The 19872-nt window shown below is 63.5% G+C and carries 17 protein-coding genes and 1 pseudogene; 9 read left to right on the plus strand and 9 right to left on the minus strand.

Annotated elements, in window-relative coordinates; genetic code table 11:
* Positions 1-14 precede the first annotated feature (14 nt).
* Complete coding sequence (locus V1273_RS30860) at positions 15-1868, minus strand: ABC transporter ATP-binding protein/permease (protein WP_334411819.1); 1854 nt, start codon at positions 1866-1868, stop codon at positions 15-17.
* 180 nt (positions 1869-2048) lie between these two features.
* Between V1273_RS30860 and rpmE the strand changes: the two genes are divergently transcribed.
* Positions 2049-2276 carry a 50S ribosomal protein L31 gene (rpmE, locus tag V1273_RS30865; protein WP_057833964.1) on the plus strand — a complete coding sequence of 76 codons (228 nt, stop codon included), beginning with the start codon at positions 2049-2051 and terminating at the stop codon, positions 2274-2276.
* Between the two features lie 185 nt (positions 2277-2461).
* Here rpmE and rcdA read toward each other — a convergent pair whose 3' ends face one another.
* Positions 2462-2974 (minus strand): protease adaptor protein RcdA, encoded by a 513-nt coding sequence (rcdA, locus tag V1273_RS30870; RefSeq protein ID WP_334365141.1) that lies wholly within the window; start codon positions 2972-2974, stop codon positions 2462-2464.
* A gap of 503 nt (positions 2975-3477) precedes the next feature.
* Positions 3478-3669, minus strand: a complete 192-nt coding sequence (locus V1273_RS30875) for a DUF1192 domain-containing protein (protein ID WP_065726730.1) — start codon at positions 3667-3669, stop codon at positions 3478-3480.
* A gap of 121 nt (positions 3670-3790) precedes the next feature.
* Here V1273_RS30875 and V1273_RS30880 point away from each other — a divergent pair, with 121 nt between their 5' ends.
* Both V1273_RS30880 and V1273_RS30885 read left to right on the plus strand, forming a co-directional pair.
* Positions 3791-4789 (plus strand): NAD(P)H-quinone oxidoreductase, encoded by a 999-nt coding sequence (locus tag V1273_RS30880; protein WP_334380111.1) that lies wholly within the window; start codon positions 3791-3793, stop codon positions 4787-4789.
* Positions 4790-4910: 121 nt separating this feature from the next.
* Positions 4911-7787 (plus strand): EAL domain-containing protein, encoded by a 2877-nt coding sequence (locus tag V1273_RS30885; RefSeq protein WP_334365143.1) that lies wholly within the window; start codon positions 4911-4913, stop codon positions 7785-7787.
* 95 nt (positions 7788-7882) lie between these two features.
* Here the strand turns inward: V1273_RS30885 and V1273_RS30890 are convergent, their stop codons facing one another.
* The gene (locus V1273_RS30890; protein WP_334365144.1) at positions 7883-8167 is read right to left on the minus strand and encodes a DUF7662 domain-containing protein; all 285 of its coding nucleotides are present in this window, start codon (positions 8165-8167) and stop codon (positions 7883-7885) included.
* Between the two features lie 133 nt (positions 8168-8300).
* On the opposite strand from V1273_RS30890, the gene V1273_RS30895 reads away from it, so the two are divergent.
* On the plus strand, positions 8301-9827 hold the full coding sequence (locus V1273_RS30895) for a GGDEF domain-containing protein (protein ID WP_334411820.1): 1527 nt from the start codon (positions 8301-8303) through the stop codon (positions 9825-9827).
* An 84-nt stretch (positions 9828-9911) separates the two neighbouring features.
* On the opposite strand, the gene galU is transcribed toward V1273_RS30895, so the two are convergent.
* The gene (gene galU, locus V1273_RS30900; RefSeq protein WP_334365146.1) at positions 9912-10790 is read right to left on the minus strand and encodes a UTP--glucose-1-phosphate uridylyltransferase GalU; all 879 of its coding nucleotides are present in this window, start codon (positions 10788-10790) and stop codon (positions 9912-9914) included.
* A gap of 231 nt (positions 10791-11021) precedes the next feature.
* Here galU and V1273_RS30905 point away from each other — a divergent pair, with 231 nt between their 5' ends.
* Both V1273_RS30905 and V1273_RS30910 read left to right on the plus strand, forming a co-directional pair.
* Positions 11022-12416 (plus strand): lytic murein transglycosylase, encoded by a 1395-nt coding sequence (locus V1273_RS30905; RefSeq protein ID WP_334412293.1) that lies wholly within the window; start codon positions 11022-11024, stop codon positions 12414-12416.
* A gap of 171 nt (positions 12417-12587) precedes the next feature.
* Positions 12588-14303, plus strand: a complete 1716-nt coding sequence (locus V1273_RS30910) for an SGNH/GDSL hydrolase family protein (protein ID WP_334411821.1) — start codon at positions 12588-12590, stop codon at positions 14301-14303.
* Between the two features lie 139 nt (positions 14304-14442).
* On the opposite strand, the gene V1273_RS30915 is transcribed toward V1273_RS30910, so the two are convergent.
* The 3 genes and pseudogenes from V1273_RS30915 to V1273_RS30925 all read right to left on the minus strand — a co-directional run bounded on the left by V1273_RS30915 (position 14443) and on the right by V1273_RS30925 (position 16258).
* Complete coding sequence (locus tag V1273_RS30915) at positions 14443-14817, minus strand: CsbD family protein (RefSeq protein WP_334411822.1); 375 nt, start codon at positions 14815-14817, stop codon at positions 14443-14445.
* 93 nt (positions 14818-14910) lie between these two features.
* A pseudogene (locus tag V1273_RS30920) lies at positions 14911-15646 on the minus strand (SDR family NAD(P)-dependent oxidoreductase).
* A 27-nt stretch (positions 15647-15673) separates the two neighbouring features.
* On the minus strand, positions 15674-16258 hold the full coding sequence (locus tag V1273_RS30925) for a GNAT family N-acetyltransferase (RefSeq protein ID WP_334411823.1): 585 nt from the start codon (positions 16256-16258) through the stop codon (positions 15674-15676).
* A gap of 24 nt (positions 16259-16282) precedes the next feature.
* Between V1273_RS30925 and V1273_RS30930 the strand changes: the two genes are divergently transcribed.
* Both V1273_RS30930 and V1273_RS30935 read left to right on the plus strand, forming a co-directional pair.
* A complete protein-coding gene (locus tag V1273_RS30930; RefSeq protein ID WP_334365153.1) occupies positions 16283-17062 on the plus strand; it encodes an SDR family NAD(P)-dependent oxidoreductase in 780 nt (259 codons plus the stop codon).
* 100 nt (positions 17063-17162) lie between these two features.
* A complete protein-coding gene (locus tag V1273_RS30935) occupies positions 17163-18050 on the plus strand; it encodes a TauD/TfdA dioxygenase family protein (RefSeq protein ID WP_334365154.1) in 888 nt (295 codons plus the stop codon).
* Between the two features lie 138 nt (positions 18051-18188).
* On the opposite strand, the gene V1273_RS30940 is transcribed toward V1273_RS30935, so the two are convergent.
* A complete protein-coding gene (locus V1273_RS30940; RefSeq protein ID WP_334380105.1) occupies positions 18189-18839 on the minus strand; it encodes a YqgE/AlgH family protein in 651 nt (216 codons plus the stop codon).
* A 137-nt stretch (positions 18840-18976) separates the two neighbouring features.
* On the opposite strand from V1273_RS30940, the gene V1273_RS30945 reads away from it, so the two are divergent.
* A complete protein-coding gene (locus V1273_RS30945; RefSeq protein WP_334411824.1) occupies positions 18977-19810 on the plus strand; it encodes a protein-disulfide reductase DsbD domain-containing protein in 834 nt (277 codons plus the stop codon).
* Positions 19811-19872 lie beyond the last annotated feature (62 nt).

Consider the following 19872-nt stretch of genomic DNA (forward strand, 5'->3'; position numbering starts at 1 on the left):
CTCACCCAGATCGGCTACACGCCCTCGAACTGCAGCCGTGCCAATCGCGCGTACAGCCCGTTCGCCGCGACCAGCTCGGCATGCGTGCCCTGTTCGACGATCCTGCCCTGGTCCATCACCATGATGCGGTCGCAGGAGAGCACGGTGGCGAGGCGATGCGCGATGACGAGCGTGGTGCGGTGGCGCATCAGTTCTTCCAGCGCCGTCTGCACCAGCGTCTCGCTTTCGGCATCGAGCGCTGACGTCGCTTCGTCGAGTAGCAATAGCGGCGCGTCACGCAGGATCGCGCGGGCGATCGCTATGCGCTGGCGTTGGCCGCCGGACAGCGTCACGCCGCGCTCGCCGAGTTGCGCCTCGAAGCCGCCGGGCAGCTTGCGCAGGAATTCGGTGGCGTGCGCGAGATCGGCGGCGCGCTCGACCTCGGCGTCGGTGGCATCGGGCCGGCCGAAACGGATGTTTTCGCGCGCCGTGGCCGCAAACACCACCGAGTCCTGTGGCACCAGCGCAATCCGCGAGCGCACGTCAAGCGGATCCGCCGATTTGATCGGCACGCCGTCGAGCGAGATCGTGCCCTTGCCCGGATCGTAGAACCGCAGCAGGAGATGAAACAGCGTGCTCTTGCCCGCTCCCGAGGGACCCACGATCGCGACCTTCTCGCCGGCCCTGACCGAGAGCGAGACCTGATCGATCGCGAGCACATCCGGCCGCGCCGGATAGGCAAAGCTGACGTTCTCGAACCCGACGTCGCCGCGCGCAGGCTGCGGCAGCGCGACGGGCTGCGGCGGGGCCGTGATCTGCGACTTGACCCGAAGAATCTCGAACAGCCGCTCGGCGGCGCCGGAGGCGGCCGAGACTTCGCCCCATACCTCGCTAAGCTGTCCGAGACCGGCGGCGGCGAACGCCGCATACAGTACGAACTGACCGAGCCGGCCCGGCGTGATCTGGCCGGTCAGCACGTCGTGCGAGCCGACCCAGAGAATCGCCACCACGCTGGAGAACACGATGAAGATGATGATCAGCGTCAGCACCGCGCGCGCCCGTGTCGAGCTGCGCGCCGCCTCATAGGCCTGTTCGACATCGCCGCCGAAGCGGGCGGTGGCCATCCGTTCGCTGGTATAGGCCTGCACGGTCCTGATCGCGCCGACCAGTTCGGAAGCGTACGCGCTGGCATCCGCCAGCGTATCCTGCGCGTTGCGCGACAGCCGCCGCACCCAGCGCCCGAAGGCGACCAGCGGGATCACGATCACGGGGATCGCCAGCAGCACGAAGCCTGAAAGCTTGGGGCTCGTGATCACCATCATGGTGGCGGCGCCGATGAACAGCATCATGTTGCGCAGCGCGATGGACACCGAGGCGCCGACCGCGGACTTGATCTGGGTGGTATCGGCCGTCAGCCGCGACACCAACTCGCCCGAACGCGCGGAATCGAAAAATGCGGGCGAGAGTGAGATCAGATGCGCGAACACGTCGCGCCTGACGTCGGCAACGATGCGCTCGCCGATCGTCATGACGAGGTAGTAACGCGACGCGCTGGCGGCGGCGAGCACCGCGACGACCGCGATCATGACGCTGAAATAGCTGTTGATCAGGGCGATGCCTTCGGGACTGAAGCCGAAATCGATCATGCGCCGGATGGCGATCGGCACGACCAGCGTGGTGATCGCCGCGACCGTCAACGAAATGAAAGCGAGCGCCGCACGCCCGCGGTAGCGCGCAACATAGGGCGCGAGCGCCAGCAGCGGGCGCAGCCTGGCGCCCTTCCTGGCCGGCGATTGCGTCAACTGGCGCTCGATGAAGGCCTCTTCCTCGAGCAGGGCGTCACGCGGCGGCGTGCCGCGGGGGGCTTCAATCTGTTCCACTGCGCTCATGAAATCCGACCCGTTTTTCTGCCTCCAGATAGGCCTCCGCGCCCCCCTCTGGCAAATCCGGGAGATTCCCAATCAGGACATATACGTAGCTTGTTTTGACAGGCTTCCTGAGCTATAGAGCCGCCAAATCCCGTATCCCCTGACAGTTGAGACGGGCGCCGGCGCGCCGAAGGATATGCCATGAAAGCCGAAATTCATCCGAATTATCATACGATTACGGTCGTGATGACCGACGGGACAGAGTACCAGACCCGCTCCACCTGGGGCAAGGAAGGCGACAAGCTGAACCTCGATATCGATCCCAAGTCGCACCCGGCCTGGACCGGCGGCTCGCAGCAGATCCTCGACCGCGGCGGCCGAGTGTCGCGCTTCCAGAAGAAGTTTTCGGGCTTCCTCAAGAAGGACTGAGGCCGTCCGGTCCTGCTTTCTTGGGTTCAGAAATGCGAAACGCCCCGGTCAGCCCGGGGCGTTTTTATTTTGGTGCTGCGGCCTATCCTCGTCGTTGCGAGGAGCAAAGCGACGAAGCAATCCATCGCTCCCCGCGCTTAGAGATGGATTGCTTCGCTACGCTCGCAATGACGGCGGAGAGAACCTTACTGCTCGAACGCCGCTTTCAACCTGTTGAGCTGCGGCACCAGCGGATTGCCGATCGGCCCGCGTTCCGCGGGCGCCGCGTGGATCGAGATGTCGAGGCGACGGACCCGCGTCTGCAGGCTCATCGATCGCGCAATCAGATCCTGCAATTGCTGCGGGAGCTTCTCGATCATGTCCTGCGGCCCGGGATCGGCGGCCGTGAGCTTGACCTTGGTCTTTTCCCGATTGGCCTGGGTCAGCGTCATCTCGCCTTCCTTGACCGCGCGATGCAGCAACAGCCATGACGCAAGCTGCATCAAGCGGGTGGTCAGGCGCATGCTTTCGGTTGCGTAAGTAAGGCTGACAGAACGTTCGAGCGCCTTGGCTTCGGTGCGGCCGTCGCCATCGAGATAGGCGGCGGTTTCCTCGACCAGATCCATGCCTTCCCGGAAGAGAGTTCCGAACGCCACCGAATTAGTCAGCCGCTCGCTGAACAGAACGAGCGCGGATTCGCTTTGCGAACGGTCCGCCATGGTTAACGCCCTCACGCCACTATTTGCCCCAACCGGCTGTGAACCACCGGCTTATGATGAACAAATCATTGCTCGGGCGAAGTCGAGAGTCCAGCGGCAACCGGATTTATGGTTTCCAGCTCGTGGGGGCACAAAATAGCCGTGGAGAGCACAAAAAAGAGCCGCCGTTTCCGGCGGCTTTTGAAGTTGATAACAGGGAGGCGTCAAACAGAGTGGACAGGAGCCACTCGGTGTCCAAACGAGGACGATGACAGTCATAATCGAGAAAGCTTAACGGACCGTAAACGAACGATTTTCTTTAGAGATTGTTTGCCATGTCGGCCATTGGCCGAGTTTGTGATTGACTTCATCCACGGGTCGTCCCCGCGAACGCAGGAACCCATAGCCACCGGCAGATGAAATTGAGGGAAAGTCGGCCAGCGGCCCTGCCACAAGATGGGCCGCGGCGTATGGGTCCCTGCGTTCGCAGGGACGACCAGGAATGAGCGCGCGTTCTAAAAATCCTACGATTTGAAGAAACTGTTCGCGGCGTCCTTTGACGCGCGCTTTTTGGTGACCGCCTCTTGCAGCCGCGCGATTTCCGAATTCAAGAGCGCGATCCGCTCCGTCAGTTCCTCGACCGAGAGCAGCGACAGGTCCTGGCCGATCTCATGGCTGATTTTCTTCCGTGGCTTGTCGTCGTCTTCGATGGCCATGCGTTTCCTCCTTTCGGCATTTCCCTGCAGATCTGGCCGTCCCTTCTCGCGGTTGCCAGCCGCAGCCGGGCTGGCTAATCAGGGGCCGTCTTCAATTCTCAGCCTTTCGCAAGGACAAATCATGGAAAAGCTGCCCGCGCAAATGACCGTCATCGGCATCAGCAAGCCAGGCGGCCCCGAAGTGCTGTTGCCCGAAACCCGCAGCGTTCCAGCGCCCGGCCCAGGCGAGATCCTGGTCAAGGTGATGGCGGCGGGTGTCAACCGCCCCGACGTTGCGCAGCGGTCCGGCGCTTACCCGCCGCCGCCCGGCGCCAGCGACCTGCCCGGCCTTGAAATCGCGGGCGAAGTGGTGGCGCTTGGCGAAGGCGCCAAAAAGCACAAGCTCGGCGACAAGGTGATGTCGCTGGTCGCGGGCGGTGGCTACGCCCAGTATTGCATTGCGCAAGACGCGCAGGCGATGGCGGTGCCGCCGTCGCTGTCGATCCAGGAGGCCGGCGCGATCCCGGAAACGCTGATGACCGTCTGGCACAATGTGTTCGAGCGCGGCGCGCTCAAGCCCGGCGAAACGCTTCTGATCCACGGCGGCTCGTCCGGCATCGGCACCATGGCGATCCAGCTTGCGAAAGCGTTCGGCTCCAAGGTGATCGTGACCGTCGGCTCTCAGGACAAGATCGACGCCTGCCTCAAGCTCGGCGCCGACCGCGCGATCAATTACAAGACCGAAGACTTCGTCGCCGTGGTCAAGGCCGAGACCAACAATGTCGGCGCCAACCTGATCCTCGACATGGTGGCCGGCGACTATGTCGATCGCAACTATGACGCTGCCGCGGTCGATGGCCGTATCGTGCAGATCGCGACGCTCAATAGCCCCAAGGTCACCGTCAACATTGCCAAGGTGATGGTGAAGCGGCTGACCCATACCGGCTCCACGCTGCGCCCCCGTACTAATGCGGATAAGGCAGCGATGGTCGCCGCAATCGAGGCCAAGGTGATGCCGCTACTGCGCGAGGGACGTGTAAAACCGCTGATGGACAGCTCATTCCCGCTGGAAAAAGCGGCCGACGCGCACCGGCGGATGGAGACCTCCGCACATATTGGCAAAATTGTGTTGTCGGTCTAGCCGATCGCGAGCGAAGCGCGGGTGGAAACCCTTTGATTTGCTTCGCTTTCATGTCATTTATCGCGGCAACGCCGACCCCGTTCGCTGGGCCGGGAGAATCGTTGGTCGCGGAGTACTGACATTGCGTCTGATCAGGTGCCTTGCGCTATTCGCGCTGGGCCTCATGATTGTTATGGCCGCGCCTGCGGCGCATGCCATCGACGCGGTCAGCGTCCGCAGCGACGCGCCTGCCATCGATCTCACCGCAGTGCTCGACCATCAGCGCAGCGAAACCGATCGTATCCAGGTTTCGACAGCGCCGGGAACCGATGGCATCGTCCGCCGTATCGAAGTGCGCGCCCGCGAAGGCGGACAGAACTGGGTCGTGTTCGCGCTTGCCAACAACACCGACGACCAGCTCGACCGCCTGATCGTCGCGCCACACTATCGCATCGTGTCATCCGGCCTCTTGTGGCCCGACCTCGGCCTGTCGCGCATCGCAACCATCACGCCATCGACCGGCGATCGTCCCGAGCGCCAGGAAAGCGCAACGGCCGACATCTTCCGCATCACGCTCGACCCCGGCGCCGTCATCACCTTCGTGGCGGAGCTGCGCACCGACAAGCTGCCGCAGCTCTATCTCTGGGAACCCGACGCCTACAAGGACAAGGTCAACTCGTTCACGCTCTACCAGGGCATCGTGATCGGCATTTCCGGCCTGCTGGCGCTGGTGCTGACGATCCTGTTCGTGGTCAAGGGCAGCATCATGTTCCCCGCCGCAGCCGCGCTGGCCTGGGCAGTGCTGGTCTATATCGGCGTCGATTTCGGCTTCTGGGGCAAGGTGCTCGACATGTCGAACAATGCCGAGCGCGTCTGGCGCGCGGCCGGCGAAGCGATCCTCGCAGCGACGCTGCTGGTGTTTCTGTTCGCCTATCTCAACTTGAGCCGCTGGCATGTGCGCTATTCCCACATCACCGTCGGCTGGCTGGCCTTCCTGGGATCGCTGGTAGCGCTGGCGCTGTTCGATCCCGCAGTCGCCTCGGGCATTGCCCGCATCTCGCTGGTCTTGATCGCCTTCGCCGGCTTTGCGCTGATCGTCTATCTCTCGACGCATGGTTTCGACCGCGCGGTGTTGTTGATCCCGACCTGGTTCCTGCTGGTGGTCTGGGTGATCGCCGCCGGCATGACGGTGGCGGGAAGCGTCACCAACGACATCGTAGGTCCGGCGCTGCTCGGCGGCCTCGTGCTGATCGTGATGCTGATCGGATTTACGGTGATGCAGCACGCGTTCGCCGGTGGCGGCGCGACAACCGGCATTGTCTCCGACATCGAGCGCCGCGCGCTGGCGCTGACCGGCTCCGGCGACCTGATCTGGGACTGGGACGTCTCTGCCGACAAGGTGTTCACCAGCCCGGAGACCGAAAGCCTGCTCGGGCTGAAGCGCGGCACGCTGGAAGGTCCGGCCGCAAAATGGCTGGAGGTGCTGCACCCGCTCGACCAGGATCGCTTCCGTGCCGCGCTGGACAGCGTGCTCGACCAGCGCCGCGGCCGGCTGGTGCAGGATTTCCGCCTGCGCACGCCTGACGGCCACTTCATGTGGTTCGCGCTGAAGGCGCGCCCGGTGGTCGGCTCCGACGGTGAAGTCTCGCGCGTGGTTGGAACGCTGACCGACGTCACCGAAATCAAGAACGCCGAAGAGCGCATGCTGCACGACTCCGTGCATGACAACCTCACCGGCCTGCCCAACCGCAAACTGTTCATGGATCGCCTCGGCGCGGTGGCGAATTTCGCCAAGAGCATGCCGAACCTGCGGCCGACGCTGATGGTGATCGACCTCGATCGCTTCAAGCAGGTCAACGATTCCGTCGGCATTGCGGTCGGTGACTCCATCCTGCTGACGCTGGCGCGTCGGCTGACGCGCATCCTGAAACCGCAGGATACGCTGGCGCGGCTGGCCGGCGACCAGTTCGGCCTGATCCTGATGTCGGAACAGGACCCGGCACGTATCACCGCCTTCGCCGAAACCATCCGCAAGACCATCCGCGCGCCGATCGCCTTCAACGACCGCGAGATCTTCCTGACCGCGTCCATCGGGCTCGCGCTGTCGGATCCGCAGACGCAATTGTCCGACGAGATCATCAAGGACGCCGAGCTTGCGATGTATCACTCCAAGCGCATCGGCGGCGACCGCATCGACGTCTACAAGCCGGCGATGCGCGCGCGAAAGACCGACCGCCTGACGCTGGAAAGCGAATTGCGCCGGGCCATCGAGCGGCAGGAAATCACCATTCTCTACCAGCCGATCGTGCGGCTGGAAGATCGCTCGATCGCCGGCTTCGAGGCCCTGGCGCGCTGGGATCATCCCAAGCTCGGCCGGATGTCGCCGTCAGAATTCATCACGATTGCCGAGGAGATCGGCCTGATCGTCGATCTCGGCATGTTCGTGCTGGACCAGACGGCGCGGCAGCTCTCGGTATGGCAGCGCGCGATGCGCTCGCGCGAACCGATCTTCGCCTCCGTCAACGTTTCCTCGCGGCAGTTGCTGCGCCATGACTTGATCCACGATATCCGCACCGTGCTGTCGCGTTCGTCGGTGGCGCGCGGCACGCTTAAGCTGGAGCTCACCGAGTCGCTTGTGATGGAGAATCCGGAGCATGCCGCGCAGATGCTGGCGCGCATTCGCGAACTCGGCACCGGACTATCGCTGGACGATTTCGGCACCGGCCATTCCTCGCTGGCGTACCTGCAGCGCTTCCCCTTCGACACCATCAAGATCGACCAGTCCTTCGTGCGCACCACCAGCCGCGGCACGCGGCCGGTGATCCTCAAATCGATCATTGCGCTGGCGCATGACCTCGGCATGGACGTGGTGGCTGAAGGCGCGGAGACGGATTCGGATGCGGTCGAGCTCTATCAGTTGGGCTGCGAATACGCGCAAGGCTTTGCCTTCGGCGAGCCGATGGACGCCGACGCAGCGATGCGGCTATTGACCGAAGAACGGCTGGAAGCGGCGAGCTGATGTCTTCGTCGCCCCTGCGAAAGCAGGGGCCCATACGCCGCGGCTTTTCCGTGAAACGATGGGCCAATTGCCTTCGCTACAACAACGCCCGGTGGTTATGGGTCCCCGCGTTCGCGGGGACGACGGCGGTCTTGAGGCATTCTCTTGAACTTCACGCTCGTTCCATCCGCCTGCCGCGTTGCGATGTAGCCGGCTTCGAGGCAGGCCTCGCGCTGCGGCATCTTCTCCTGCGGGCTCCGCAACGTCTCCCACCATGACGCACGGTGCGCGGCGCGCGGCAGCGCCGCATCGATGATCTCCTCGATCTCTTCGAAGCTCAACACGAATTCGGTGCGCGTCTGCGCCTTCAGATAGTCCCGCAACGGATCGTAAACGTTCACGCGTGTCCTCTTAAGCGAATTGCACAAAACCGTCGGCGCCGGCAACTGAATGTTAACTGTCTACCATATCGCCGTCGCCGCTTAAGACCGCAACAATTTATCCGGCGCATACCGGAAGGCTTGGAGCGGATGAATGCTATTCGAGCGGCAAAGCGACGTAGCCAGAAAGGGTTGGTTCAGGAAAGACTCCGGCCGCCGCCCCTGGCGATTGTCCGTAAAGCTGTTGATCGCGTCGTCGGTCGCGGCCGTGATCGGCTTCTCCGCGATTTGCACCAGCGTCATGTTCGACATGCGCCGCGGCGAGGAAGAGCTGGCGCGGCAGACGCTGGAAAATCTGGCCTCGAGCATCGACGCCGATATCAGCCGGAATATCGAACTCTACGATCTGTCGCTACGTAACGTCGCCACCAATCTGGTGATGCCGGAGATCGAAAAGGTCAGCAAGGAGATTCGCCATCTGATTCTGTTCGATCATGCCGCGACTGCCAGGCATTTCGGCGCGATCCAGGTGTTCGACGCGCAGGGCAAGCTGACCATCGATGCAGCAAGCCTCGACCCCGTGCCGGAGGATCGCAGCGATGAGGAATACTTCTTCGTCCATCGCGACAAGCCCGACGTGGGCTTGTACATGAGCCGTCCGATGCTGCATCGCAGCGCCTATTCGATCGTGCTCAGCCGACGCGTCACCGACGCCGATGGTGGTTTTCTCGGTGTGGTCGTGGGCTCGATCCGCTTCAGCTATTTCCACGATTTGTTCGGGCGGCTGACACTCGATCCCACCGATACGATCACGGTATTGCGCCGCGACCGGACGATCATCATGCGCAAGCCGTTCGACCTCGACATCGTCGGCAAAAATCTGGCAGAGCGAAAAGACTGGAATCCGGCAAATCTGAAGCAAGGCGGGTCCTACGCCGGGGTCGGACCGGTGGACCCGACGCCGCGGCTTTACGTTCGAAGCGCCAATACGAGCCTGTTCTTTGTCGTAGTCGGAAAACCGCTGGCGAGCATCCTGAGCCTCTGGCACCGGGAGGTGATCCGGATCGGCGCGGTCATGGTGGCCCTGATCCTGTTCGTGCTCGGCACCACATTGTTCCTCGCGCGCGAGATCGGCCGCCGCGCCGAGGCTGAGGAAAAGCTGGAAGAGCTTGCGACCACTGACGCGCTCACCGGCCTGAAGAACCGGCGCAAATTCGATTCCGAGATAGACCTGGAATGGCGGCGGGCGACGCGCAACCAGACCCCCGTCGCGGTGCTGATGATCGATGCCGATCATTTCAAATCGTACAATGACACGTTTGGACATCAGGCCGGCGACCAGGTGCTGGTCGGCATTGCGATCTGCATTTCGGATTCGGTGGGGCGAGCCGGCGACTGTCCGGCCAGATACGGCGGCGAGGAATTCGCGGTACTTCTGCCCGGCCTCTCGGCGGTGGAAGCGCTCACTGTCGCCGAAACCATCCGCCTCAAAGTCGAACAATGGGCCGAAGACCCCAGCGTGACGACGGTGAGTATCGGCGTGGCGAGTATGACGCCCACGGCAGCGAACGATTGGTCCTATCTGATCGAAGCGGCCGACAAGGCCCTCTACGCGGCCAAGGCCAACGGCCGCAACCAGTCGGTGGTCGCCGCCATCCCGCAGCTCGCGCTGGTGGCTTAAGGCACAGTCTCGTCATGCCCGCCACCCGGTCCGGCCTCTGGCCGACCGGATGACAGCGGAGAAATGCGCAATGCGTCCTCGCCCCTATTCCACCAGATACTTCTTCATCTCCGCGCGCAGGCCTTCGCGCAGCTCGGCGCGGGCCATGCCGTAGGCGATGTTGGCGCGAAGGAAACCGGATTTCGAACCGCAGTCGTGCCGCTCGCCCTCGAATTCCACGCCGTAGAACTTTTGCGTCTTGGCGAGAGTTTTCATCGCATCGGTGAGCTGGATCTCGTTGCCTGCGCCGCGCTCCTGGGTTTCGAGGATCTTGAAGATTTCCGGCTGCAGGATGTAACGCCCGGTGATCGAAAGGTTTGACGGCGCGGTGCCCTTCGGCGGTTTCTCCACCATGCCGTCGACCTCGAACATGTTTTTGGCCAGGCGCTTGCCGACGCCGCAAATGCCATACTGGTGGGTGAATTCGTCGGGCACCGCCTCCACCGCGAGCAGATTGGATTTGGCGCCGAGTTTCGCTGCGGCCTCGATCATCTGCTTCAGGCAACCCGGGCTGTTGAGCACCAGTTCGTCCGGCAGCACCACGGCGAACGGCTCATCGCCAACAATATCGCGTGCGCACCAGACCGCGTGGCCGAGGCCGAGCGGCGCCTGCTGGCGGGTGAAACTCATGGCGCCGGCTTCGGGCTGGTCGCGCGCCAGGATGTCCTGCTCGGCCTTCTTGCCGCGCTGAGCCAGCGTGGTGTCGAGTTCGAACATCCGGTCGAAATGGTCCTCGATCACCCCCTTGTTGCGCCCGGTGACGAAGACGAAATGCTCGATGCCGGCCTCCCTGGCCTCGTCGACCACGTATTGAATCAGCGGCTTGTCGACGATGGTCAGCATTTCCTTCGGCATCGCCTTGGTGGCGGGCAGGACGCGGGTGCCGAGGCCGGCGACCGGGAAGACGGCTTTACGGATTTTCATGGGATGTCGGGCGCCTTGATATTGAGATTTGGAAATGAGGAAAGTGCTTTGATTGCACGTTGATAGCCGGTTTGCACCCTTGAACAAAGGCGGATGTATGGTGGCGTTCCCGCCCGACTTGCGCCTCCCCTTGCGCGCGCCGGGCGGGACAACAAAATGCCCTCTGTTAAGCTATTGGAAACCGTGTCAGGGCCTTCTGGCACGGGGTTGGTTTCGACGGACGGGTACGGCATGGGCCTCTTGGAACGAGTGACGAGTAATCGAACCGGCGCGATCTTAATCGCCGCAGCGCTGTTGTGTTCCAGCGGCCAGTCCCAGGCCCAATCTCAAGCCCAATCCTCCGGCAACGGGGTTTCGAACTTTTTCGGCAACATCTTCTCAGGTCAGAAGGCCGTGGCGCAGCAGGCTACGCCCGGCCCGGACGGCAGTCCGCCGCCCTGGAGCGGCGAAGACGGCGCCTCCGGCCATCCGCTGATGACGGCATCCGCGATCCGGCAGGCGGCGGCGAATTTTCAAAATTGCATCGCCTCGATGTGGCCGGATGCTGCGCGCCGCAACATCACCCAGCAAAATTTCGAGCGCTTCACCGCCGGCCTCGAGCCTGATTTGCGTATCATGGACCTGATGGACTCGCAGCCCGAATTCACCAAGGCGATCTGGGACTATCTCGACATCCTCGTCAACGACAACCGCCTTGCCAAAGGCAGCGAGATCCTCGCCCAATACAAGCCGCAATTCGACGCGGTGGAGAAAGCCTATGGCGTCGACCGCTACATCATCGCATCGATCTGGGGCATCGAATCGAACTACTCGACGCAAGTGGGCGACCGCAACGTGGTCCGATCGACCGCGACACTGGCCTGCATCGGCCGCCGCCAAGCCTATTTCAAGGATGAATTCCTCACCGCGATCGAGATCCTCAACCGCGGCGATCTCAGACCCGAACAGATGCGCGGCTCCTGGGCCGGCGCGTTCGGGCCGACGCAGTTCATGCCGACCGCCTTCAAGCGCTATGCCGTCGACGCCAACGGCGACGGCCGCCGCGACGTCGTCGACAACGTCGCCGATCTGATCGCCTCCACCGCCAACAACCTCAAGAAAGACGGCTGGCAGACCAGCCGGAGCTGGGGTTACGAGGTAGTGCTGCCGGAGGGCTTTAATTTCATGCTGGCGGACAAGTCCAAGGCGATGACGATTGCGCAGTGGCAGAGCCAGGGACTGAAGCGGGCCGATGGCAAGCCGTTTCCCGACACAACCGAGAGGGCCTATCTGCTGGCGCCGGCCGGCATGCAGGGGCCCGGCTTCCTGATGCTGCAGAATTTCCGGGTGATCATGAAGTATAACCCGGCCGAGGCCTATGCGCTGGCGATCGGCCATTTTGCTGACCGCCTGCGCGGCGGGCCGCCGTTCGTGCAACCCTGGCCCCGGCAGGAACGGGTGCTGTCGCGGGCGGAGCGACTGGAACTGCAGCAGCTCCTGGCGCAGCGCGGCTTCTACAAGGGCACGCCGGATGGCCAGTTCGGTGGCCAGACGCGGGAGGCGCTCCGCAGCTTCCAAGCTTCGATCGGAGCGCCAGCGGACGGATTTGCCTCTTCCGACGTGCTGGAGCGGCTGCGGGGCCGTTAAGACCTGTTTTCAGCGCTTAAATGACCAAAAACCGCGATTCGAAACCACGATTCGGCAGGAGCCTTGACGCTGGGCCTGGAACCTCGGTTTATGGGATGTGAAATCTGCCCGCTTGCGGCCCGATTCCGCTGCTATATTTGACGCTTCACGATCCATTTGCGACCGAGCCGGATGCGAAAGCCAACGTCCTTCTTGCGCGTGTTTACCGAGACCGGGCCACTGGTGGCGCTGGCGGTTGCGATCGCGCTTCTGATCGGGATCGTGGGACCCGCGTCGGCGCAGTTTTTCAATTTCGGCGGCTTTGGCGGGCCGCCGCAGCGGCAAGCGCCGCAGCGCGGCTGGTTCGGCGGCGATATCTTCTCGCCATTCCAGCAGCAGGCCCCGCAGGCGCCGCGCCAGGATTTCTCACGCGCGCCCGCGCCTGCCAAGCGAGACACGGTGCCGGAACGTAACGTTCTGGTGCTCGGCGACGCCATGGCCGACTGGCTCGCCTATGGCCTGGAAGACGCCTATTCCGAGCAGCCCGACATGGGCGTGATCCGCAAGCACAAGACCGTCTCCGGCCTGATCAAGTATCAGCCGCGCGGCGAGCCCGCCGATTGGACCGCGGCCGCCAAGGGCATCCTCGCCACCGAAAAGCCCGATGCCATCGTCGTCATGCTCGGCCTCCACGACCGCCAAGCCATCCGCGAGGCGGTCACCGAGAAGAAGACCGACAAGAAGGAAGACAAGAAGGACGCGCGCGGCAAGACAGATACCAAGACAGATACCAAACCGGCGGAGGCAAAGAAGCCGGAAGGCTCGGCTGACACGGCAAAGCGCGACGATAAGCCGGCCGATGCCGAATTGTCGCCTGACGATGCAGCCGATAACGACACGCCACAAAACGCCGCACCCGCGCGATCTGGCGGCGGACTTTACGAATTCCGCGACGAGCGCTGGGTCGAGCTCTACACCAAGAAGATCGAAGAGCTGATCGGCGTGCTGAAATCCAAGGGCGTCCCGGTGTTGTGGGTCGGCCTGCCGGCGATCCGCGGGCAAAAGGGAACGGCCGACATGCTGTTCCTCGATGCGCTGTATCGCGACGGCGCCGGCAAGGCTGGCATCACCTATGTCGATATCTGGGATGGCTTTGTCGATGAAGCCGGCCGGTTCCTGCAGAAGGGTCCCGACTTCGAAGGCCAGATCCGCCAGCTCCGCACGGCCGATGGCGTCTTCTTCACCAAGCCCGGCGCCCGCAAGCTCGCGCATTATGTCGAGCGCGAGGTCACGCGCCTGCTGGCTGCCCGCTCCGGGCCGATCGCGGTGCCGATCGAACCGGCAACGCCGGAGGCCAATGTCGCGCCCGGCCAGCCGGCGCCGCGTCCGCTTGCCGGACCGGTCATGCCGCTGGTGGCCTCTTCCGTCGGCACCGATCAATTGCTCGGCGGTCCCGGCTCGCGTCCGGCAGCGGTCGATGCGCTCGCCGCGCGCACGCTGGTGAAGGGTGAAGCGTTGGCCGCGCCGGCCGGCCGCGCCGACGACTACATATGGCCTCGTCGCGAGATCGGCCGCGAGCCGGCGAAGGGCGATACGCCGATGGCGGCCACCTCACCGAGCGGAACCGCGGCAGCCGCCCCGCCACAGAAGCAGCTTTTACTGCCGCCGCCGCAGCAAACGCTGCAGCAACAGAAGAGACCACTGCCGCCGCCGATGCAGATCCGCCCGGCGCAAAACAACGGTCCATCGCTACGTGACTTCTTCGGCGGCTTCGGTGCGGCGCCGCGGCCGCCTGCACCACCCGCGGCTGCGCCGCCGCGTGGACCCGCTGCTCTTCCGGGCGCGCCGCGGCCGCCGGGCAATGTCGGGCGCTCGGCAGAGGTTCCGCCGGGCAATTTCACGCGATGATTTAGATGGTCCTCACCATGGTGAGGAGCGCGTCTTCGCGCGTCGGCGGACGATGCTTCACATCGCCGCGCGAACCATGAAGCCGCGATGCCGCCCTCCTTCGAGACGCGGCCAAGAGGCCGCTCCTCTCAGGATGAAGTTAGCCGTAATAGCGCCAGCGCGGTGGCGGGCGGCGCGGCGGGCGGGTCATCAACAGCGCCAGCGCAAAGCCAATTCCGGCTGCGACCAACAGCGCACCGAGCGGATTTTCCTGCACGGTTTTCGCTACCGTCTGCTGGCCGCTACGAATGGTTTCGCCGCTGTGCTCAATGGCGTCCTTGGCATAGCTGACGGCGGTGTCAGTGGCGTCGCGAGCGGCGTCCTTGGCCTGGCCGTAGAGATTTTGCACGGTGCCCGCCGCTTCGCGCACGCGGCCCTCGGCTTGCGTCTTCGCATCGCCAGCCATGTCGCCGACGGTGCTTTCGACCTTACCCGCAAAATCCTGGGCCGAGCCTGCAATCCGATCCTTGTCCATCGCGGTCACTCCTGTTTTCCGAGGACGTAACCGGAGAGACCCCGTTCGGGTTCCTACCGCGATCGAAACGCACTTCTAATCAAGATGCCGGGCTTACAGGATCAGACCACCGTCGACCACGATGGTCTGGCCGATGATGTAGGGCGCAAGCGGCGAGGCCAGGAACAGCGCGGCACCGGCCATGTCGGCCGGCGTGCCGAGCCGCTTCAACGGGATCCGCTCGAGCGCGCCTTCGAGGCGTTTCGGATTGGCGGTGGTCGCCTTGGTCATCTTGGTGTCGACCAGGCCGGGCGCGATGCCGTTGACGCGGATGCCATCCCCGGCCCACGCCTCGCCGAGCGTGCGCGTCAACCCGACCGCGCCGGTCTTCGAGGCGTTATAGGCCGGATTGCCCATGGTCGAGTGATAGGCGGCGGTCGAACTGACGATGATGAGCGCGCCTTTGCTGGCGCTCAGCATCGCGTGGAATTTGGTCGCACAGGCCATCAGGCTCATCAGGTTGACTTCAACCACCTTGCGAAAGCCATCCATCTCGAATTCGCCGCGGCGGTAGATCACCGCGCCCTGCGCCAGCACCAGCACGTCCAGTTTCGTGAAGGATGGGCTGGAAGGATTCAATGGCCTGCGCGTTGCTGACGTCGAGCTGAAAATACTCCAGCCCGTCAAGAAGCGAGCCTTCGTCGGGCGAATAGTCGGCGGCGCTTTCGCGGGTACCGCAAACGGCGACACGCGCGCCCTTGGCACTAAACGCCTGCGCGATGCCATTGCCGATCCCGCTGGAGCCGCCGACCACCAGCACCTGCCTGCCGCTGAAATCCAGTTCGCTCATCCCTGCGATCCTCCCTTGTGTTCTAGTTCAATCTTCGTCGAGGAATTTGACCATCAGGACGTGGTCATAATATCGCCCGTCATGCTTGAGGCCCCTCTTTTCATAGCCGTATTCGACGAAACCCGCGGCGCTGTAAAGGCGGCGCGCGCCTTCATTCTCACTCACCACAGTCAGTTGAACCATCTCCACGCGTCCGCGTGCATGGTCGAGTACCGCCGCAACGAGCTTCTTGCCGAGCCCCAAGTTTCTTGCAGTGTCTCGAACATACATGCCCCAGAGGGTCGCCCGATGCGCTTGCTTCGTACCTTCCTGCGCAGCATAGGCCGCGACGCCTCCGAGCGTCTCCTCCATGAAAGCGCCGAAGATGGCGGTACGGCCAAGGACGGCTTCGAACCACGACAGCGGTAACGCGCTTTCCTTCTCAAACGTGCTGCCGAAGGCTTCCGGATTTCGCTGCAGGCCTTCCAGCCGGATATCCCTGAACAGCGCAGCGTCCGAAGGCTCCAGGCGGCGGATCTGCAGGCCGCGAATATTCGTCACGTTTGCACCTCGCTCGGCTCGTTTGACCTGTCTGCGGATCGGTGCCAGCCTTGTCAATCCTGCAACGCGCACCTCGCATCTTTGTCCGGATCCGCCATGTCAGATTTCAAAGAGCTCAGTCGTTCGGTCAAAGGTTTGACCGTTCTCGTCACCGGTGCTGCCAGCGGCATGGGCCGCGCGACCGCGCTCGTGTTCGCGGCCGAGGGCGCCAACGTCGCGGTTACCGATTTAAACGCCGAGCTTACCCAGGTGGTTGCCAGCGAAATCGCAGCAAATGGCGGCGCGGCGAAAGCGTGGACGCTCGACGTCGCGAAGCCCGACGACATCATCAAGGTGGTCAATGAGGTTGCCGCACATTTCGGTGGACTCGACATCGTCATCAACAATGCCGGCATCTCCGTGCACGTGGCGATCGACGAGGAAGGTTATGAAGCAGCCTGGGACAAGGCGCTGGCCGTGATGCTGAGCGCGCATCCACGTATCATCCGCGCCGCGTTGCCGCATTTGCGCCGATCGAACTGCCCGCGGATCGTCAATATCGCCTCCACCGAGGCGCTCGGCGCGACCGCGCTACACAGCCCCTACTCGGCAGCGAAAGCCGGCGTCACCGGCTTGACGCGCTCGCTCGCCGTCGAGCTCGGCCGCGAAGGCATCACCGTGAACTGCATCTGCCCGGGCCCGATCCGCACCGCGATCACCGAGCGGATTTCCGAAGAGCACAAGACGATCTATGCCAAGCGCCGCACCGCACTCGGCCGCTACGGCGAGCCGGAGGAAGTGGCGCACATGACGCTGAGCCTCTGCCTGCCGGCGGCTTCGTTCCTGACCGGCGCGGTGATCCCGGTCGATGGCGGCTTGATGGCGCGGAATGCGTAGCGGGCATGCGTCCGCGGCGTTGACTTGGACATTTCGGCGAGTAATTTTTCTTACAAACAGAGCGGGCAAAACCGCCCGCCGCGCTTTCGGGAGAGACGCCATGGTGATCGCAATCCGGCAATTGCATCCGCATTTTGTCGGCGAAGTATCCGGGCTTGATCTGCGACAACCCCTGACGCCGCAGGAAGCAGCCGACGTCGAAGCCGGCATGGACAAGTACGCCGTGCTGCTGTTCCGCAACCAGGACATCACGGACGAACAGCAACTCGCATTTGCGCTGAATTTCGGCAAGCGCGAAGACGCTCGCGGCGGCAATATCGTCAAGCCTCAGGATTCGCGCCTCTCGACCGGCCTCAACGACGTCTCCAATCTCGGCAAGGACGGCAAGCCGTTGCCGCGCGACAGCCGCGCGCATCTGTTCAACCTCGGCAATTGCCTGTGGCACTCCGACAGCTCGTTTCGTCCGATCCCGGCGAAGTTCTCGCTCTTGTCGGCGCGGGTGGTGAATCCGAAGGGCGGCAACACCGAATTCGCCGACATGCGCGCGGCCTATGACGCGCTCGACGACGACACCAAGGCCGGGATCGAGGACCTGATCTGCGAACATTCGCTGATGTATTCGCGCGGCTCGCTCGGCTTCCTGGATTATACCGACGAAGAAAAAGAGATGTTCAAGCCGGTGCTGCAGCGGTTGGTGCGGACGCATCCGGTGCATCGCCGCAAATCGCTGTATCTGTCATCGCACGCGGGCGCGATTCTGGGCATGAGCATGCCCGAGGCGCGGTTATTGCTGCGCGACCTGACCGAGCACGCCACGCAGAAGGAATTCGTCTACGTCCACAAATGGACCGTGCATGACCTCGTGATGTGGGACAACCGCCAGACCATGCACCGGGTGCGGCGCTACGACCAGTCGCAGCCCCGCGACATGCGCCGCGCCACGGTTGCCGGTACCGAGCCGACGGTGACGCAGCAGGCCGCGGAGTAAGTAGCCACAAAAATCGGTGTCGTCCCTGCGAACGCAGGGACCCATAACCACCGGCTTCGGTTGTTTTGAACGGCAACTGCCCCATCGGCTCACGGATGGGCCGCGGCGTATGGGTCCCTGCGTTCGCAGGTACGACAACTAAGCGTGCCCGGCCTCGTTCGACAGCATGCCGGGGTCGATGCCGATCTTGCGCAACGCGCGTAGATATTTGTCGTCGACGTCGTCGCCGAAGATCAGATCCGGGTCGGCGTCGCAATGCAGCCAGCCATTGTGCTGGATCTCGTCCTCGAGCTGCCCGGGCGCCCAGCCGGCGTAGCCGAGCGCCAGGATCGCGTGCTTCGGCCCGGTGCCCTTGGCGATCGCCTTGAGGATGTCCACCGTCGCGGTCAGGCAGATGCCTTCGTCGATGTTCAGCGTCGCGTCCTTGATGAAGAAATCGCTCGAATGCAGGACAAAACCGCGGCCGGTATCGACCGGACCGCCCTTCAGCACCTGCATGGTCTCGGCGTTTTCCGGCAGTGTGATCTGGTCGGCCTTCTCGATGATATCGAGCTGCACCAGCAGCCCTGGAAAATCGATGCTGCCGGCCGGACGGTTGACGATGATGCCCATCGCCCCTTCCGACGAGTGCGCGCACATGTAGATGACGGAGCGCTCGAAACGCGGATCGCCCATGACCGGCATGGCGATCAGCAGCCGGCCGTCCAGATAGCCCTCGCCGGACGAATTATCGCCAAAGCCAGCGGTTTTGCGGCGGACAGGCTTCGATGTCTTGCCTTCAGGGCTCATCCGCAAAGGCCTTTCTCTTGCAGGTTCATATCCTGATATCGGGTGCGGTTTCTGTCAATCAAGCTTCCGGCATCATTCGGCTGCCGATCACACGCAATTCAATGGTTTGCCTCGAAACTTGCCTGTAAAGACGTGCCATGAGCGTACTAGTTCCCCTGCGCGCCGCACTCGGCGTCGCCGCCTTGAGTGTCGCGTGTGCGGCGTCGGAGGTTCGCGCCCAGGATGCCTCGCCGTGGCAACACGACGCCCATTCCGCGGTGCGGTTGCTGGCGGGATCACGCAGCGGCGCGGTGTTGCTCGGCGGCGTAGCCATCCAGTTGCAGCCGGGATGGAAGACCTATTGGCGGACGCCCGGGGATTCCGGCGTGCCACCCCGCTTCGACTTCTCCAAATCCGACAATGTCGAAGCTGTGACGGTGCTGTGGCCGGCACCGATGAAATTCGACGACGGCGCAGGCGGCACTGCGCTGGGATACAAGCAACAGGTCGTGCTGCCGTTGCGGATCGTCGCCAAGAATGCCGACAAGCCGGTGACGCTGCGCACCCACATCAGCTACGCGGTTTGCGAAAAGCTCTGCATTCCCGTCGAAGCCCATGCCGAACTCGCTTTTGCCAGCGTGGCAAGCACCGAGGACGGCACCCTGTCCGATGCGCTCAATGCGGTGCCAAAGCCGGCCAATGTCGGGGACCCCAATCCGCTGACCATCCGCGACGTCAAGCGCGAGGGAAAGAACGTGCTGGTCGACGTGACCGCGCCCGAGGCCAGGGAGGTCAACCTGTTCGCCGAGGGGCCGACGCCCGACTGGGCGTTGCCGGTTCCCAAGCTCGTGGAGCAAGGCCCGCCCGGCGTCAAACGCTTTGCCTTCGAACTCGACGGCCTGCCGCCCGGCGCCAGTCCGGAAGGCGCCGCACTCAAACTGACGCTGGTCGGCGGCGACCGGGCCTACGAGTTCAACGTCAGTTTGAATTGACGCGACCTGCCGACCCTGCGGACGTGCTCAGCCGCGCCACGATGCCGCAAGGTGTTTCCACC

This window comes from Bradyrhizobium sp. AZCC 1721 (genome assembly GCF_036924715.1).
Lineage (GTDB): Bacteria > Pseudomonadota > Alphaproteobacteria > Rhizobiales > Xanthobacteraceae > Bradyrhizobium.

Bases quoted from the DNA above. Each gene is read 5' to 3' on its own strand.
- V1273_RS30860 (WP_334411819.1), bottom strand. From the start codon at position 1,868: ATGAGCGCAGTGGAACAGATTGAAGCCCCCCGCGGCACGCCGCCGCGT.
- rpmE (WP_057833964.1), top strand. From the start codon at position 2,049: ATGAAAGCCGAAATTCATCCGAATTATCATACGATTACGGTCGTGATG.
- rcdA (WP_334365141.1), bottom strand. From the start codon at position 2,974: ATGGCGGACCGTTCGCAAAGCGAATCCGCGCTCGTTCTGTTCAGCGAG.
- V1273_RS30875 (WP_065726730.1), bottom strand. From the start codon at position 3,669: ATGGCCATCGAAGACGACGACAAGCCACGGAAGAAAATCAGCCATGAG.
- V1273_RS30880 (WP_334380111.1), top strand. From the start codon at position 3,791: ATGGAAAAGCTGCCCGCGCAAATGACCGTCATCGGCATCAGCAAGCCA.
- V1273_RS30895 (WP_334411820.1), top strand. From the start codon at position 8,301: ATGCTATTCGAGCGGCAAAGCGACGTAGCCAGAAAGGGTTGGTTCAGG.
- galU (WP_334365146.1), bottom strand. From the start codon at position 10,790: ATGAAAATCCGTAAAGCCGTCTTCCCGGTCGCCGGCCTCGGCACCCGC.
- V1273_RS30905 (WP_334412293.1), top strand. From the start codon at position 11,022: ATGGGCCTCTTGGAACGAGTGACGAGTAATCGAACCGGCGCGATCTTA.
- V1273_RS30910 (WP_334411821.1), top strand. From the start codon at position 12,588: ATGCGAAAGCCAACGTCCTTCTTGCGCGTGTTTACCGAGACCGGGCCA.
- V1273_RS30915 (WP_334411822.1), bottom strand. From the start codon at position 14,817: ATGGACAAGGATCGGATTGCAGGCTCGGCCCAGGATTTTGCGGGTAAG.
- V1273_RS30930 (WP_334365153.1), top strand. From the start codon at position 16,283: ATGTCAGATTTCAAAGAGCTCAGTCGTTCGGTCAAAGGTTTGACCGTT.
- V1273_RS30935 (WP_334365154.1), top strand. From the start codon at position 17,163: ATGGTGATCGCAATCCGGCAATTGCATCCGCATTTTGTCGGCGAAGTA.
- V1273_RS30940 (WP_334380105.1), bottom strand. From the start codon at position 18,839: ATGAGCCCTGAAGGCAAGACATCGAAGCCTGTCCGCCGCAAAACCGCT.
- V1273_RS30945 (WP_334411824.1), top strand. From the start codon at position 18,977: ATGAGCGTACTAGTTCCCCTGCGCGCCGCACTCGGCGTCGCCGCCTTG.